This window comes from Streptococcus ictaluri 707-05 (assembly GCF_000188015.2).
GTDB classification, from domain to species: Bacteria; Bacillota; Bacilli; order Lactobacillales; family Streptococcaceae; genus Streptococcus; species Streptococcus ictaluri.
The window spans coordinates 114,819-130,604 of record NZ_AEUX02000008.1; the positions used below are offsets into that span (position 1 = coordinate 114,819).

The following is a 15,786-nucleotide window of genomic DNA, read 5'->3' on the forward strand; positions in this document are numbered from 1 at the left end:
CATTACTTTTGATGTAAAATCATTTGAGTTATCAAATAGTTATCAGAATTTTCAGATAGTTAGCGTAGCCAAATCTTGAATTATATTGGAAAAGTGATAGAATAATATTACTATCGTAAAAGGAGACAGATTTTGACAAAAGAATACAAAAACTTAGTGAATGGTGAATGGAAACTTTCTGATAATAATATCACAATCTACGAACCAGCCACTGGTAAAGCATTAGGTAGCGTTCCGGCAATGTCACAAGAAGAAGTGGATTATGTATATGCATCTGCTAAACAAGCATTGCCAAAATGGAGAGCGCTTTCTTATGTAGAGCGTGCAGCTTACCTGCATAAAGCTGCTGACATTTTAGTACGTGACGCTGAAAAGATTGGTGCTATCCTTTCTAAAGAAGTGGCAAAAGGTTTTAAAGCTGCTGTCAGTGAAGTTGTTCGTACAGCTGAAATCATTAATTACGCTGCTGAAGAAGGGCTCCGCATGCAAGGTGAAGTTCTTGAAGGTGGTAGTTTTGAAGCTGCTAGCAAGAAAAAAATTGCTATTGTTCGTCGTGAACCTGTTGGTTTAGTTCTTGCTATTTCACCCTTTAACTACCCAGTAAACCTTGCAGGATCTAAAATTGCGCCCGCTTTAATCGCTGGGAATGTTGTTGCCCTTAAACCACCAACACAAGGATCCATTTCAGGTTTGTTATTAGCTGAGGCTTTTGCTGAAGCAGGTATTCCAGCTGGTGTTTTCAATACTATTACAGGTCGTGGTTCTGTTATTGGTGACTATATTGTTGAGCATGAAGCGGTTAATTTTATTAACTTTACAGGTTCGACTGCTATTGGTGAAGGAATTGGCAAATTAGCAGGTATGCGTCCAATTATGCTTGAGCTTGGAGGTAAAGACTCTGCAATTGTCTTAGAAGATGCTGATTTAGTTTTGGCAGCTAAAAATATCGTCTCAGGTGCCTTTGGCTACTCTGGACAACGTTGTACAGCTGTTAAACGTATTCTTGTTATGGATTCTGTTGCTGATCAACTGGCAAGCGAAATAAAAATTTTGGTGGAACAATTGAGTGTGGGGATACCTGAAGAAGATGCAGACATCACACCACTTATTGACACCAAAGCAGCAGATTTTGTTGAAGGATTAATTGATGATGCTAAAGCAAAAGGTGCTCTTGCCTTAACAGAATGCAAGCGTGACAATAATTTGATTTCACCTGTTTTGTTTGACCGTGTTACAACTGATATGCGCTTGGCTTGGGAAGAACCATTTGGTCCTGTTTTACCTTTGATTCGCGTTTCTTCTGTTGAAGAAGCTATTGAGATTTCAAATGCTTCTGAATACGGCTTACAAGCTTCTATCTTTACGAATAATTTCCCACAAGCTTTTGCTATCGCAGAACAATTAGAAGTGGGTACAGTTCACCTTAACAACAAAACACAACGTGGGACAGATAATTTCCCATTCTTAGGAGCTAAAAAATCTGGTGCAGGTGTTCAAGGTGTTAAATACTCTATCGAGGCTATGACAAATCTTAAATCTGTTGTGTTTGACATTAAATAAATTTAAAAAAAGTTAGGGAAACCTAACTTTTTTTGTTTTTTCTCACCATTTTTTGTGTTATAATGATGATACAAGTGGAGGAAAAACTTGAAAAAGATTAATTATATATTACTGATAGCATTAAGTTTAGTCGTGTTAGTGGTAGGTTTTCTTTATTTTAGGCAGTGGCGCTTGAAAAACACTACAAAAGAGGTCATTGTTCAAATCAAAAAAGAGTCAGAGCTAGCCCTTCCGATCAAGGCGGTTAAAAACTTAAAAAAGGGAAAGGTAGACTATTATTATTTGTCGTCCATAAAAAATGCTGATGAGTTTTTTGTATCAAATTTACCAATGTCTCTTTATCAAAAGAAAGAAGCAAAAGCAAGACTTTATGTCATTACTCCTAAGCTTAATCAGAGCTCATTCAAGGGTGTTAAACGATTAGATATTCAAAAAAGGGTATATGAGCCCCAGCTTTTTGATATGAAAAAAGTGTCAGAAGAGGTCATTTCTACTTATCATGTTAAGAATGATTTGACCCCTTTTACCCTAAGAGATTTACTTTCTGGTCATCTTGAGCAACTACAAGAGCAGGTTTCAAAACAAGATTCAGATTCATTCCTTGCTTTAGACGGGCATTTGATAGAGAAAAATGGTATCTTAACAGATGGCTTTCGGTTAGAAAATGGTAACTTGCTTATCGGAGAAAAGCTTAGTTTTCCAATAACAGAGTTTTTCGATGTTGTTAATCCTGATTATTTAGAGACAGCAGACAAAGTCGCTTATGATGACTATTTAGCTAAAAAGAAAGCAGCAGAAGAAGCTAAGCAAAATCAAAAATTAGTTGCTTTAACCTTTGACGATGGTCCTGATCCTAAAACAACTCCGCAAGTTCTTGACCTTTTAGCTAAGTATCAAGCTAAAGCTACCTTCTTTATGATGGGCTCTAAAATTGCAGGAAATGAAGATTTGGTCAAGCAAATTAGTGAGGCTGGCCATGAAATTGAAAACCACTCCTGGGATCATCCTGTTTTGACTAAGTTAAGACCTGAGGAGGTTCAATCGCAGGTCAACCGAACAAATCAAGCTATTTTAAATGCCTGTGGCAAACAACCCAAATACCTCAGGCCGCCTTATGGAGCTACTAATGATAGTGTTCGTGCTTCATCGGGTCTAATTCAGATGCTTTGGACAGTAGATACTAGAGATTGGGAAAATCATAATACTGAGGGCATCATGGCAAACGTAAAAAAACAGTTACATCCTGGGGGAGTTGTCTTGATGCATGATATCCATCAAACCAGTGTCAATGCTTTGCCGACTCTTTTGAATTATTTAAAAGCTCAAGGCTACACCTGTGTAACTGTAGAGGAACTTTTTCGGTCATAAGTTGGTTAATCCTAAAAAAGAACTTCAAGCAAATATCTTGAAGTTCTTTTTTATCCAATTGGTTTAACGCGATGGTGACTTGACCTCAATCAGTTCTTGGTTTTTTAAGCGCAGCTCAGAAACAGTAGCAAACTTCTTCAATTTTTTGATATCTTCTGGATGATCAACGAAAGTGATAACAGTTCCTGGTTTTCCCATTCGTCCTGTTCGTCCAGCACGGTGGGTATAATTTTCTCTATCTCTAGCAACTTCAGTATTGATAACATATTCTAGCAGATCAATGTCGATGCCTCGCGCCACCAAATCAGTACCTAGTAGCAAAGATAGCTCATGGTTTTTGAATTTTTCAAGTATGGTCTTTCGGAATTTAACATTAATGTCGCTGGCTAAGGAAACAGCTGTAGCGCCATTGTATTGTAGGCGTTCTTCTGTAGCACCCAAATCAGAGAGACTGTTAAAAAAGACCAAAGCTCTAAAGTTAGGGATATTAGAGAACTTGCGTAAGAGTTCGGTGCGTTCCCTTTTATCAACTTTAATATAGTAATGCTTGACCTGGGAGCTTTCTTGATCCGATAAATCAATCAAAAGAGTTCCTTCGACAAGCTCTTCTTGTTTGACTTTATTTGTAGCACTCATGTAAATCATTTGATGCTCACGTGGAACGTGGTGGGTGATTTTTTGAACAAAATGAAATTGAGAATCGCTCAGCAATTCATCATACTCATCTAAAACAATGGTGTTAACAGACATCATTTTAATTTTTTTGAGTTTAATCAGTTCTAAAATACGTCCAGGTGTTCCAATCAGAATTTCTGGTCCTTTTTTGAGGCGTTCTAATTGACGTTTTTGACTAGTTCCTGAAATAAAGAGTTGTGCTGTCAAGGACAGCGGCTCAGCCCACTCTTTAGTTACTTCAAAAATTTGACCAGCTAATTCTGTGTTGGGTGCTAAGATAAGCAGTTGCTGTGCTTTTTTTGGTTTTAAGCTAAGCAGAGTTGGGAACAAATAGGCTAGTGTCTTGCCTGTTCCAGTTGGGCTAATGCCAAGGATATTTTGCCCTTCTTTGATGGCAGAGAAGGCTTTTTCTTGAATTGGGGTGAGGCTGGTAAAACCAGCTTCTTTGAGTTTATCTTGCCATTGGCTTGGAAAATTACTTATCATGATCTATCCTTTATTTATGTTCTATAATTCATTATAGCATTATAGTACTCTTTTTGGTAAAATAGGTGGAAAGACTTTTTAGATTTGGAGTTTCTAATGCCTAAAAAACCTATTATTATTGGTGTTACTGGTGGTTCTGGAGGGGGCAAAACTAGTGTTTCGTGTGCTATTTTGGATAGTTTTCCAAATGCCAGAATCGCAATGATTCAACATGATTCTTATTACAAAGATCAGTCACACATGAGTTTTGAAGAGAGGGTTAAAACTAACTACGATCATCCTCTAGCCTTTGATACAGACTTCATGATTCAACAGTTAAAAGAATTATTGGAAGGTCGCCCTGTTGATATTCCTATTTATGATTATAAGGAACACACACGTAGTTACAAGACTTTTCGTCAAGATCCTCAGGATGTTATTATTGTTGAAGGGATTCTTGTCCTTGAAGACGAACGCCTTCGCCAATTGATGGATATCAAGCTCTTTGTGGATACAGATGATGATATTCGCATCATTCGACGTATTAAACGAGACATGATGGAACGTGGCAGAAGTTTAGAAAGTATTATTGAACAGTATACGACTGTCGTGAAACCTATGTATCATCAGTTTATAGAACCAAGTAAGCGTTATGCAGATATTGTCATTCCAGAAGGAGTGAGCAATATTGTGGCTATTGATTTGATTAATACTAAGATTGCTAGTATCCTTGGAGAAGTTTAAAAGTGTCAAGTAGAGGTGTCTATTAATGTCATTAAGCCTAATTTTAGTCTTACTGATTTGGAATCTTGTCGTTTTTGCGATCTATGGGATGGATAAAAGAAAAGCCATAAAAGGAGATTGGCGGATTGCTGAAAAGCATCTTTTAATCATGACTCTTTTTATGGGGGGATTGGGAGCTTTATTAGCTGGCAAACTCTTTCATCATAAGACTAAAAAATGGTACTTTCAGATAGCCTGGTGGCTTGGAATCGTGATTCTTATTGCCTTTTCTTATTATTTTTATCAGTTGACAAGGTCAGAAATGTTCTCCTGGTTATGAGGCATTTTTTGTGCTTGAATTATCCTGTTAAAAATACAAAGGAAGTTTGCTAGATATGTTATAATAAAAGGTATGAATAAGACAACAAAAATTGAACAATACCAACTCATGTTAGCGCAAGCTCAAGGGCTTTTTGCTAGAGAAAGTAACGCGCTAGCCAATCTTTCAAATGCCAGTGCTCTTTTAATGACCACCTTACCTCATTCTGTTTTTACAGGTTTTTACCTATTTGATGGTAAGGAACTGATTTTAGGCCCCTTTCAAGGTGGGGTTTCCTGTGTTCATATTAGCTTAGGCAAAGGGGTTTGTGGCGAAGCAGCCCAGTCAGGTAAAACGGTCATTGTGGATAATGTCATGACCTATCCCAACTATATTTCCTGTGATTCAGCAGCAAGAAGTGAAATTGTCGTTCCTATGATCAAGCATAACCGGTTAGTCGGCGTCTTGGACTTAGACTCTGAGTTAGTGGCTGATTATGATGAGATTGATCGTGATTACTTAGAGCAATTTGTGGCTCTTTTACTAGAAAAAACAACCTTTAATTTTGACATGTTTGGAGTAGAAGCTTAATGTACCAAGCCCTTTATCGGAAATACCGTAGCCAGACCTTTGATGAAATGGTAGGCCAGTCACTTATTTCGACAACCCTGAAGCAGGCTGTTGAGTCAGGAAAAATTAGTCACGCTTATCTCTTTTCAGGTCCTCGGGGAACCGGTAAAACCAGTGCGGCTAAAATTTTTGCCAAGGCCATGAACTGTCCTCATCAAGTTAATGGAGAACCTTGTAACCAGTGTGATATTTGTCGTGACATCACTAATGGTAGTCTTGAAGACGTGATTGAAATTGATGCCGCTTCAAATAATGGGGTTGATGAAATCCGAGAGATTCGTGATAAGTCTACTTATGCTCCAAGTCGAGCCACTTACAAGGTCTATATTATTGATGAGGTTCATATGCTCTCAACAGGCGCTTTCAATGCCCTTTTGAAAACACTAGAAGAGCCTACGGAAAATGTTGTTTTTATTTTGGCCACAACGGAATTGCATAAAATCCCTGCTACCATTTTGTCAAGGGTGCAACGGTTCGAGTTTAAAGCGATTAAACAGGCAGATATTCGACAACATTTAGCGACAATTTTAGATAAAGAGGTCATTTCTTATCAATTAGATGCTCTTAACTTAATTGCTAGACGGGCAGAAGGGGGAATGCGAGATGCGTTTTCTATCTTAGATCAGGCCCTTAGCCTCTCTTCTGAGAATCAGGTTAGCTTATCTGTGGCTGAAGAGATTACAGGATCAATTTCTATGGCTGCACTGGATGATTATGTCCAACATCTTCTCCAAGAGGATACTAGCGGGGCTTTAAATGATCTCGAGACGATTTATGATAGTGGCAAGAGTATGAGTCGTTTTGCGACCGATTTACTTACCTACCTTAGAGATTTGTTGATTGTCAAATCAGGTGGCGAGAATAATAGACAGTCGGCTGTCTTTGATGCCAATTTAAGTCTCTCTTTGGAGATGATCTTTCATATGATTTCAGTGGTTACCAGTCATTTAGATGAAATCAAAAAAGGGACACATCCTCGGATATATGCTGAGATGATGACGGTGCAGCTAGCCCAAGAAAGAAAGGTACTTGAAGAAGATACCTTACCTACACATGTGGCTGAAGTCATAACTCAACTACAAGAAGAGCTTAAACAAGTCAAAGACCAGCTTCGTCAGTTAGGTCAGCAACCAAAGATAGCTGTTGTTAACAAAGCCTCTAGTCCATTAAAAACGAAAGCTCATACTTTTAAGGTAGACCGTAGCAAAATTCTACAAATTATGGAAGAAACGGTACAAGATAGTCAGCAATCGCGTCAGTATCTTGATGCCCTTAAGAAGGCATGGAATGAAATTTTAGATAGCATTTCAGCACAAGATCGTGCCCTTTTGTTAGGATCAGAACCAGTTTTGGCTAATAGTGAAAATGCCATTCTAGCTTTTGAGGCAGCTTTTAATGCCGAGCAGGCCATGAATCGTCATGATTTGAATGACATGTTTGGTAATATAATGAGTAAGGCAGCTGGTTTTTCACCAAATATTTTGGCTGTGCCAAAGGCTGATTTTCATCATATCCGCTCAGAATTCGCCTTGCAAATGAAAACCACTAAAGTGACTGCTGAACCAGAAGTTGAAGAAGAACAATTGGATATTCCAGAAGGGTTCGATTTTTTAGCAGAGAAAATGGTTCGTTTAGATGACTAAAAGTAATTAACGCATACTTGATTTACTTGACAAATTCTAAGGGTTTAACAAGAATGGATAAGAAAAAGAAGGAGAGTCAAACTCTCCTTCTTTTATCTGAAGAAAATTCTTAGAGAAATTTTTCAATTATTGTTATAATAGTACCATGACAATTCGACAATTTATTTTTATGGCTTTCATTTGTGCATTTGAAGCCTACTTTTTTAATGACTTGCTTTTATCGGGCGACTACTTATTCGCTGCTTTTTGGGGGTTCCTTTTATTGCGGGACCTTCGAAAAGCGCATGCTATTAATAAATTTACTAATAGTCTTATGAATACCGTTAATTCTCCCAAGAAGAAAGACTAATTTCACCACTCCTAAGTGTCTGTTTGTGACCATCTGGGAATTGGATGATGAGATGTCCCTCATTGGTTAAATCAATCGCCTTTGCGATTTTGATAATATTATTTTCTTGGAAGCTCACTTGTTTGTTTAGAACAAGTGATTTTTCTTTATATATTTTTAAATGATCTTCAACTGGAATAGTGAAAAATAAGTTCCAAATGTCGCTAATCAGGTCATTTCGCGAGATGCTTGCGTCATGTGTAAAGAGTGAAGTAGCACGATCTTTAAGGCTCTCTGGAAAGTCAGTGACTAAAAAGTTTAGACCAACACCAATAATCACATCCGTGATGAGACCTGTTTCAACGGATGTAATAGCTTCTGTCAAAATTCCAGCTAGTTTTTTTTGTCCGATATAAATATCATTGACCCATTTGATTTGAGCATCAATACCCGTTAAACGTGAGATAGCTTTGACGATACTTGAAGCGACCATCATAGTATAAGAAGGCATTTGGGCATAGGGGATATTTGGGCTTAAATGCAAGGACATGTAGATACCGCCATGTTGAGAAGTAAAGAATTCTCTATTGAGACGTCCTTTAGCACCTAATTGTGTAGGTGCTAGATAAAGATGAGGACTCGGTTGTTTGCTTTCAATTCCTTTTTTAGCATCAATCTGAGTAGACTGGCTTTTTTCGTGGTAAGAGACAGGAAGTTGTAAGTCTTGGCTAATCTTATCTGGGAGTAGTAAATCACCTTTTGTAATGCGATAATCTTTATGCTTTAAAGATTGAATTTCAATGCCCTGGTTTTCTAAACTTTTTATGGATTTCCAAACAGATGTACGTGAAATAGCTAATTGTTCTGCTAAGTATTCACCGCTGACATAATCAGTTGCTTCAGCTAATAAGAGATAGATTTTTTCGGAAGTTTTCATACCTCTAGTATAGTACAAACTTTCTAGATTTCAAGTCTAAATAAAAATGCTAAATTCAGATTAATCTAATTTAAATAAGTGATATGAGGTGAAAAAAAGATTGCAATAAGAAAATGCTTCCTCCATAAGTTAACTAGTTAACTTTGTAATTAACTGGTTAACTTATGGAGGAATTAATGAAAAGTAAAAAACTAATCTTATTAGCAGGTCTGGTTTTGACTTGCCAATTAACCTTGTCAGCTTGTCAAACTGATAAAAATAATGCAACTAGTCAACCAAAGACTAAGCAAGTTACTAAAAAAGAAGCTAGTAAGAAAAAACAAAGCTCTAAAAAAATGGTCGCAACTAAAAAAGACCGTAAGGGCGTGGCTGGGGTTGATTTTCCAACAGATGATGGGTTCATTTTAACAAAAGATTCTAAAATTTTATCTAAAACTGACAATGGTATTGTCGTTGAACACGATGGTCATTCTCATTTTATCTTTTATGCAGACCTTAAAGGGAGTCAGTTTGACTACTTGATTCTAAAAGGTGCCAATATGAGTAAACCTCAAATGGTAGCTGCTTCATCTCAAACATCAGTACCAGGGGCTAATGATCCTCACCATCATTATATCTTTAATCCGGCAGACATTGTGGCTGAAGACGCTTTAGGTTATACGGTTCGCCATGGCGATCATTTCCATTATATCTTGAAGAGTTCACTTGGTGGAGCTGTGAACTACAAACCACAAGCACAATTAGTGACGATTTCTAATCCAAATCAGCGTTATTCAGGTGTTCATTTTGCAACAAGTGATGGCTTTTTATTTGATGGAACAGGTATTATTGGTCGCACAGCTCAAGGCTTGTTGGTTAATCATGATGGTCATACCCATGTGGTGACTTATGATAGTATTCGTCATAGCAAATAGGCTCACTTAATTGAAGAAAAACAAGAAGCTCCTGCTAAGAAAGAGCGTTCTGCTGAGTTAAGCAAAGAAATTGAATTGAAGAAAGCTCATTTAGCGAAATCAGTTGGTATTTCAGTGGATAGCATCCAAGTGGAAGAAAGTGAAGAAGTTATTGTCTTGATTTACCCACATGGTGATCACTCCCACTCAACTGCCTTGGATGAAATTTCGTTAGATAAACCTTTTGATCCTCATGCTCATTCTCATGCTCAAGATCGAATTGGGATGGCTACATTGAAACGTATTGGTTTTGATGATGAAGTGATTATGGATATCTTACATGCTGATGCTGAAACACCTTTCCCATCTAAAGAAAGAGATGAAGCTAAGATGCGTGAGTGGTTGAAAACAGTGACCAAGTTAAATATTGGTCAACGTCAAAACCCATTAAAACGTTTTGGATTGAACTTAATGCCAAACTTAGAAGTTTTAGGAATCGGTTTTACTCCAATTGATGATATCACTCCTGTTTTCCAATTTAAAAATCTAAAACAACTTTGGATGACTCAGACAGGGATTAGGGATTACTCATTCTTAGAAAAAATGCCTCTACTTGAGGGACTAGATATTTATCAAAATAATTTGAAAGATCTTAGCTTCTTAAGCAAATACAAACAGTTAACGCTTGTAGCAGCGGCTGACAATGAAGTGGAAGATATTACTGTCTTAGGTGAATTACCAAACCTTAAATTCTTAGTTTTGAGTAATAATAAGATTTCAGACCTTAAACCTTTAGAGAAACTAGCGCAGATTGAAGAATTGCATCTCGATAATAACATGGTGACAGATCTTACTCCTGTGTCAAACAAAGAAAGTCTGAAAGTTATTGATCTTTCTAAAAACAAAACAGTAGACATGTCTAGCTTGAAAGCTCCTAATCTAGAAACTTTGATGTTAAACGAAACGAATGTGACTAGCTTAGACTTCTTAGCTAATAATCCAAGTCTTCAAACTTTAAATATTAACCAATCAAAACTAGTAAGTCTATCTGGTATTGAAGCCTCTCAGGGCATTGATCGACTTGAAGCTAAAGAAAATCAAATCAAGTCTCTTGCCTTAGCGAATAAGCAAACGACCTTACGCTCATTAGACTTAAGTGGTAACCAAGTTTCAAACTTGGAAGGAATCAATCAATTGACAGCTTTAGAAAATCTTAGTCTGTCTAAAAACCAATTGACTAATCTTAATCTGTCTGAGAAAAACACAAGTGTGACTAGTCTTGATGTTAGTCATAATCAGATTCCACTAAAAGATCTTGAGTTAAATGAGAATAAGATTCCAGTGGCAATCGCAGACAATTTTGTTTTAGTTAATGAAGGTTCTATTGTTGGAAATGGTACGGATCAAGAAAAAGCTGAAATAGCAGAGAAAACAAAGCATCAAGTAGCAGAAGAAGCACAAGCGCATGACGACCATGACTATGACCATGAACATGAACATGAACACGATGATGAGCATGACCACAATCGTGACCACCATCACGCTCATTAATGTAAGGATTAAGTGCACATAGGCTTCTTACTGACTAAGACCCTCAATTGTTATTGAGGGTCTTTTTGAGACTTAAATATGAAGAATTGCTAGAAATAAACTTAAAAAATGTTATAATAGATAGGTTAATGAGTCCCGAAAAGGCATCAACTAAAGCAAATCATTAAATTGCTGTGTTTAAGATTAGTATCCGAAATAGTAGTTGGTGGTTCTTTGTAACTTTTTAACTCACATATTGTGAATTGATTTCTTTATTAAAAGGGGGACATTTTTATGTCAGAACGTAAACTTTTCACGTCTGAATCAGTATCTGAAGGACATCCAGATAAGATAGCAGACCAAATTTCAGATGCCATTTTAGATGCTATTTTAGCAGAAGATCCTGATGCCCATGTGGCAGCTGAGACTTGTGTTTATACAGGATCAGTCCATGTTTTTGGTGAAATTTCAACATCTGCTTATGTGGATATTAATCGTGTGGTTCGTGATACCATCGCTGAGATTGGCTACACCGAAGCAGAATATGGCTTTTCAGCTGAATCTGTTGGCGTCCATCCATCCTTAGTAGAACAATCTTCAGATATTGCCCAAGGGGTCAACGAAGCTTTAGAAGCGCGTGAAGGACAAAAAGATGATTTGAACTTGATCGGTGCTGGCGACCAGGGCTTGATGTTTGGTTTTGCGGTTAATGAAACACCAGAATTAATGCCATTGCCTATTTCATTGTCTCATCAGTTGGTTCGTCGATTAGCTGAGTTGCGTAAATCAGGTGTTATTAGTTATTTGCGTCCAGATGCTAAGTCTCAGGTTACAGTTGAGTATGATGAAAATGACAAACCAGTTCGTGTGGATACTGTGGTTATCTCAACCCAACACGACCCTGAAGTGAGTAACGAGCAGATCCGTCAAGATGTCATTGAACAGGTGATTAAAACGGTTATTCCAGCCCATTACCTTGATGAAGCAACAAAATTCTTCATTAATCCAACTGGACGATTCGTCATCGGTGGTCCTCAGGGAGATTCAGGTTTGACGGGACGTAAAATCATCGTAGATACCTATGGTGGTTATTCACGTCACGGTGGTGGTGCCTTTTCAGGTAAGGATGCGACAAAAGTTGACCGCTCAGCTTCCTATGCAGCCCGCTACATTGCTAAAAACATTGTTGCTGCAGAATTAGCCACTAAAGCAGAAGTACAATTAGCTTATGCCATTGGTGTGGCGCAACCGGTATCTGTTCGTGTAGATACTTTTGGTACTTCACGCGTTTCAGAGGCAATTCTAGAAGCTGCTGTTCGTCAGATTTTTGATTTGCGTCCAGCAGGTATTATTCAAATGCTAGACTTGAAACGTCCGATTTATAAACAAACAGCAGCTTATGGTCACATGGGTCGAACTGATATTGATTTACCGTGGGAGAAATTGGACAAAGTCTCAGCATTACAAGAAGCAGTGAAAACGTTAGCTTAAGTTGTAATTATCAGAAAAAAAGATGGAAATGTAGATTTCTATCTTTTTTTGATGAAAGATTTATCTTAAGTAGGGCTGAGAACTGGGGTATTTAAAAGGTAAGGTGTAGATATTTGAAATAGCTAACTAATTATGTTAGAATAAAAAGGTTGAATTCTAGTATAAGAAAGTTTTGGATGTATGAGAAAAATTGTTATTAATGGTGGAAAAACCTTATCGGGGGAAGTGGCAGTTTCAGGAGCAAAAAACAGTGTAGTAGCTCTGATTCCTGCTATTATTTTAGCTGATGATATTGTGACCTTAGATGGCGTCCCTGCAATCAGTGATGTGGACAGTTTAGTGGACATCATGGAACTAATGGGAGCTAAGGTCACTTATCAAGACGATACCTTAGTCATTGATCCTAGAGCTGTGGAAAATAAACCAATGCCTTATGGTAAGATCAATAGCTTGAGAGCTTCCTATTATTTTTATGGTAGTCTCTTAGGGCGTTTTGGTCAGGCCACAGTTGGCTTGCCAGGTGGATGTGATTTGGGACCAAGACCTATTGATCTTCACCTTAAGGCTTTTGAAGCAATGGGGGCAGAAGTTTCTTACGAAGGTGAAAATATGAAGCTTTCCACTAATGGGAAAAAGCTTCATGGAGCTCACATCTATATGGATACAGTTAGTGTGGGAGCTACTATTAATACAATGATTGCTGCAGCCAAAGCTTCTGGTAAGACTGTCATTGAGAATGCGGCTCGAGAACCAGAAATTATTGATGTGGCTACTCTTTTAAACAATATGGGAGCTCATATCCGTGGTGCTGGTACCGACATGATTGTCATTGAAGGTGTCGACAAGTTACATGGCACTAGACACCAGGTTATTCCTGACCGTATTGAAGCGGGAACCTACATTGCCTTGGCTGCTGCTATTGGAGAAGGGGTCAAGGTTACCAATGTTCTTTATGAGCATTTAGATAGCTTTATTGCCAAGTTAGAAGAGATGGGTGTCCGAATGACAGTTGAAGAAGATGCTGTTTTTGTGGAAAAGCAAAGCAAGTTAAAAGCTGTCACTATTAAAACATCTCCTTACCCTGGCTTTGCGACAGATTTGCAACAACCTCTAACGCCTTTGCTTTTAAAGGCAGAAGGGCGTGGAAGCATCATTGATACTATTTATGAAAAACGTACTAACCATGTTCCGGAATTGGCTCGAATGGGGGCTGATATCTCTGTTTTGGGTGGTAAGATTGTTTTTCAAGGCCCAAATCACTTAACGGGAGCACAAGTTAAAGCAACTGATTTGCGTGCTGGTGCTGCATTAGTTACTGCGGGATTGATGGCCGAAGGTCGCACTGAAATCACTAACATCGAATTTATTTTACGCGGCTATGCCAATATTATTGATAAATTAGTGGCGTTAGGAGCAGACATTAGCTTAATAGAAGACTAAAAAGATTGGAATTTCATTCCAATCTTTTTTAGTTGTCTGATGATTATGTAACTTTAAAATAAAATTATCAGATGATTTTAGAGATAAAAAGGTTATTTTTACCATTTGTTTAAAAAAATAGAGAAATTAAGCTAAAATTCAGTTGACAATTCATCCGATGAATAGTAAGATAAAAGGGTAAAATAAAAAGCGCTTACAAATAGGCGTTGTCATAAAAGGGGGATTTCTCTAATGGAGAAAACAATTGATCAAAGGGTTGAAGAAGTTAGCTATAATCAAGCTGAGGTTTGGCAACTGGTCTTATTTGCACTAAATAATGCCTCAACCAATATTTACCTATTTGCCTTTATGTTTGTCACTTACTTTTCGACAGGTGTTTTAGGCCTAGCGGCTATTTTTGTCAGTCAGATTATGGGATACATCCGTATTTTTAATGGTTTTATTGATCCTGCTATCGGAATTATGATTGATAAGACTGATACAAAGTTTGGTAAATACCGTCCTATTCTAATAATTGGTAATATTATCACAGCCTTATCACTGATCTTGTTATTGGCCTTAAGAGGAGCAGATGAAAGTATTCGATTCCCGCTCTTTATTTTAGTTTTGATTGTGCATAAAATTGGTTGCTCTATGCAGCAAACCATCACTAAAGCAGGTCAAACAGCTTTGACAAATGATCCTAAGCAACGTCCTATTTTTAATATTGTCGATGCTATTATGACAACGTCATTAATGACTGGTGTTCAATTTGTGGTTTCTGGTTTCCTAGTTCCTAAGTTTGGTAATTTTACGCCAGAATTCTTTAATGTCTTAATTTATGGTACCATTGTCATCTCAGCTATTCTAGCTACTTTGGCAGTGATTGGTATTTGAAGCAAAGATAGAAAAGAATATTTTGGGTTAGGGGAAAATACTCAAAAAACAGAGTTGAAAGATTATCTGAAAGTCATAAAAGGTAATAAACCGCTTCAAGTGCTTTCTATTGCAGCAGCCTTGGTTAAATTCTCTGTACAATTCTTTGGTGATTCAGTTGTTATGGTTATGCTTTATGGCATTGTCTTTGGTAACTATGCTTTATCTGGTCAGTTTTCACTTTTACTCGTGATTCCAGGGGTTTTAATCAATATTTTCTTCTCAACTATGGCTCGTAAAAAAGGGTTGCGCTTTTCATATGTTAAATCCTTGCAAATTGGGATGATTTCCTTGTTAGCCTTTTGTGCGGTCCTTTATTTTGGACGTATTGGTGATCTAAGCTTGTCTCATCTTAATCTTTACACTGTTGGTTTTATCTTGACTTACATGTTTGCACGATTTGCGTCAAGTGCTCCAGCCAGTTTGGTTTTAACGATGGGGGCCGATATTTCAGATTATGAAACGTCTGAATCTGGTCGATACGTCTCAGGGATGATCGGTACGATTTTCTCACTAACGGATTCTATTGCTTCTTCTTTTGCGCCAATGGTAGTGGGTGTTGTCTTAGCAACTATTGGATTTGCCAAATCTTTCCCAACTATGGAAACACCTCTTACAGCAGAGCTAAAAATGGCGACTCTAATTCTTTTAGCTGGTATTCCTTTCTTGTCGTTGGCAATTGCCTTGTTCCTAATGAAATTTTATAAACTAGATAAAGAAGAAATGGTTCGAATTCAAGAAAAAATTCAAGTCATGAAAGCAGCAGTTTCAAAAGAACGTGCTAAAGACATTGCACGAAATGTGCCACTATCAGATATGGATTATGTTGACGTGACACAATATCCTATTGATAAGGATTAGTTTTGATA

At 37.5% G+C, this 15,786-nt stretch carries 11 protein-coding genes and 2 pseudogenes; 11 read left to right on the forward strand and 2 right to left on the reverse strand.

Annotated elements, in window-relative coordinates:
- Nucleotides 1-132: 132 nt before the first annotated feature.
- Together STRIC_RS10990 and STRIC_RS10995 are read left to right on the forward strand one after the other, a co-directional pair.
- Nucleotides 133-1,560: an NADP-dependent glyceraldehyde-3-phosphate dehydrogenase gene (locus tag STRIC_RS10990; RefSeq protein ID WP_008090774.1), complete on the forward strand. Its 1,428-nt coding sequence runs from the start codon at nucleotides 133-135 to the stop codon at nucleotides 1,558-1,560.
- Between the two features lie 87 nt (nucleotides 1,561-1,647).
- Nucleotides 1,648-2,928 carry a polysaccharide deacetylase family protein gene (locus STRIC_RS10995; protein WP_040832559.1) on the forward strand — a complete coding sequence of 427 codons (1,281 nt, stop codon included), beginning with the start codon at nucleotides 1,648-1,650 and terminating at the stop codon, nucleotides 2,926-2,928.
- A 63-nt stretch (nucleotides 2,929-2,991) separates the two neighbouring features.
- On the opposite strand, the gene STRIC_RS11000 is transcribed toward STRIC_RS10995, so the two are convergent.
- The gene (locus tag STRIC_RS11000; RefSeq protein WP_008090744.1) at nucleotides 2,992-4,089 is read right to left on the reverse strand and encodes a DEAD/DEAH box helicase; all 1,098 of its coding nucleotides are present in this window, start codon (nucleotides 4,087-4,089) and stop codon (nucleotides 2,992-2,994) included.
- A gap of 96 nt (nucleotides 4,090-4,185) precedes the next feature.
- On the opposite strand from STRIC_RS11000, the gene udk reads away from it, so the two are divergent.
- From udk to STRIC_RS11025, 5 genes are all read left to right on the forward strand, one after another.
- Nucleotides 4,186-4,812: a uridine kinase gene (gene udk / locus STRIC_RS11005; protein ID WP_008090748.1), complete on the forward strand. Its 627-nt coding sequence runs from the start codon at nucleotides 4,186-4,188 to the stop codon at nucleotides 4,810-4,812.
- Nucleotides 4,813-4,837: 25 nt separating this feature from the next.
- Nucleotides 4,838-5,131, forward strand: a complete 294-nt coding sequence (locus STRIC_RS11010) for a DUF1294 domain-containing protein (protein WP_008090548.1) — start codon at nucleotides 4,838-4,840, stop codon at nucleotides 5,129-5,131.
- Between the two features lie 72 nt (nucleotides 5,132-5,203).
- On the forward strand, nucleotides 5,204-5,701 hold the full coding sequence (locus tag STRIC_RS11015; protein WP_008090655.1) for a GAF domain-containing protein: 498 nt from the start codon (nucleotides 5,204-5,206) through the stop codon (nucleotides 5,699-5,701).
- Entirely contained in the window at nucleotides 5,701-7,383 is a 1,683-nt protein-coding gene (dnaX, locus tag STRIC_RS11020) for a DNA polymerase III subunit gamma/tau (protein ID WP_008090813.1), read from the forward strand. Before STRIC_RS11015 ends, dnaX begins: the two co-directional genes overlap by 1 nt.
- A 145-nt stretch (nucleotides 7,384-7,528) precedes the next feature.
- A complete protein-coding gene (locus STRIC_RS11025) occupies nucleotides 7,529-7,732 on the forward strand; it encodes a DUF3272 family protein (protein ID WP_040832561.1) in 204 nt (67 codons plus the stop codon).
- Here the strand turns inward: STRIC_RS11025 and birA are convergent.
- Nucleotides 7,707-8,648, reverse strand: coding sequence for a bifunctional biotin--[acetyl-CoA-carboxylase] ligase/biotin operon repressor BirA (gene birA, locus STRIC_RS11030; protein ID WP_008090618.1), 942 nt, complete (start codon nucleotides 8,646-8,648; stop codon nucleotides 7,707-7,709). The two genes, STRIC_RS11025 and birA, sit on opposite strands and share 26 nt — an antisense overlap.
- 176 nt (nucleotides 8,649-8,824) lie before the next feature.
- Between birA and STRIC_RS11035 the strand changes: the two are divergent.
- The 4 genes and pseudogenes from STRIC_RS11035 (at nucleotide 8,825) to STRIC_RS12240 (ending at nucleotide 15,778) form a co-directional block, all read left to right on the forward strand.
- Nucleotides 8,825-11,092 (forward strand): annotated as a pseudogene (locus STRIC_RS11035) (pneumococcal-type histidine triad protein).
- A gap of 273 nt (nucleotides 11,093-11,365) precedes the next feature.
- A complete protein-coding gene (metK, locus tag STRIC_RS11040; protein ID WP_008090819.1) occupies nucleotides 11,366-12,562 on the forward strand; it encodes a methionine adenosyltransferase in 1,197 nt (398 codons plus the stop codon).
- A gap of 180 nt (nucleotides 12,563-12,742) precedes the next feature.
- The gene (locus STRIC_RS11045) at nucleotides 12,743-14,002 is read left to right on the forward strand and encodes a UDP-N-acetylglucosamine 1-carboxyvinyltransferase (RefSeq protein ID WP_008090622.1); all 1,260 of its coding nucleotides are present in this window, start codon (nucleotides 12,743-12,745) and stop codon (nucleotides 14,000-14,002) included.
- A gap of 231 nt (nucleotides 14,003-14,233) precedes the next feature.
- Nucleotides 14,234-15,778, forward strand: a pseudogene (locus tag STRIC_RS12240) (MFS transporter).
- Nucleotides 15,779-15,786 lie beyond the last annotated feature (8 nt).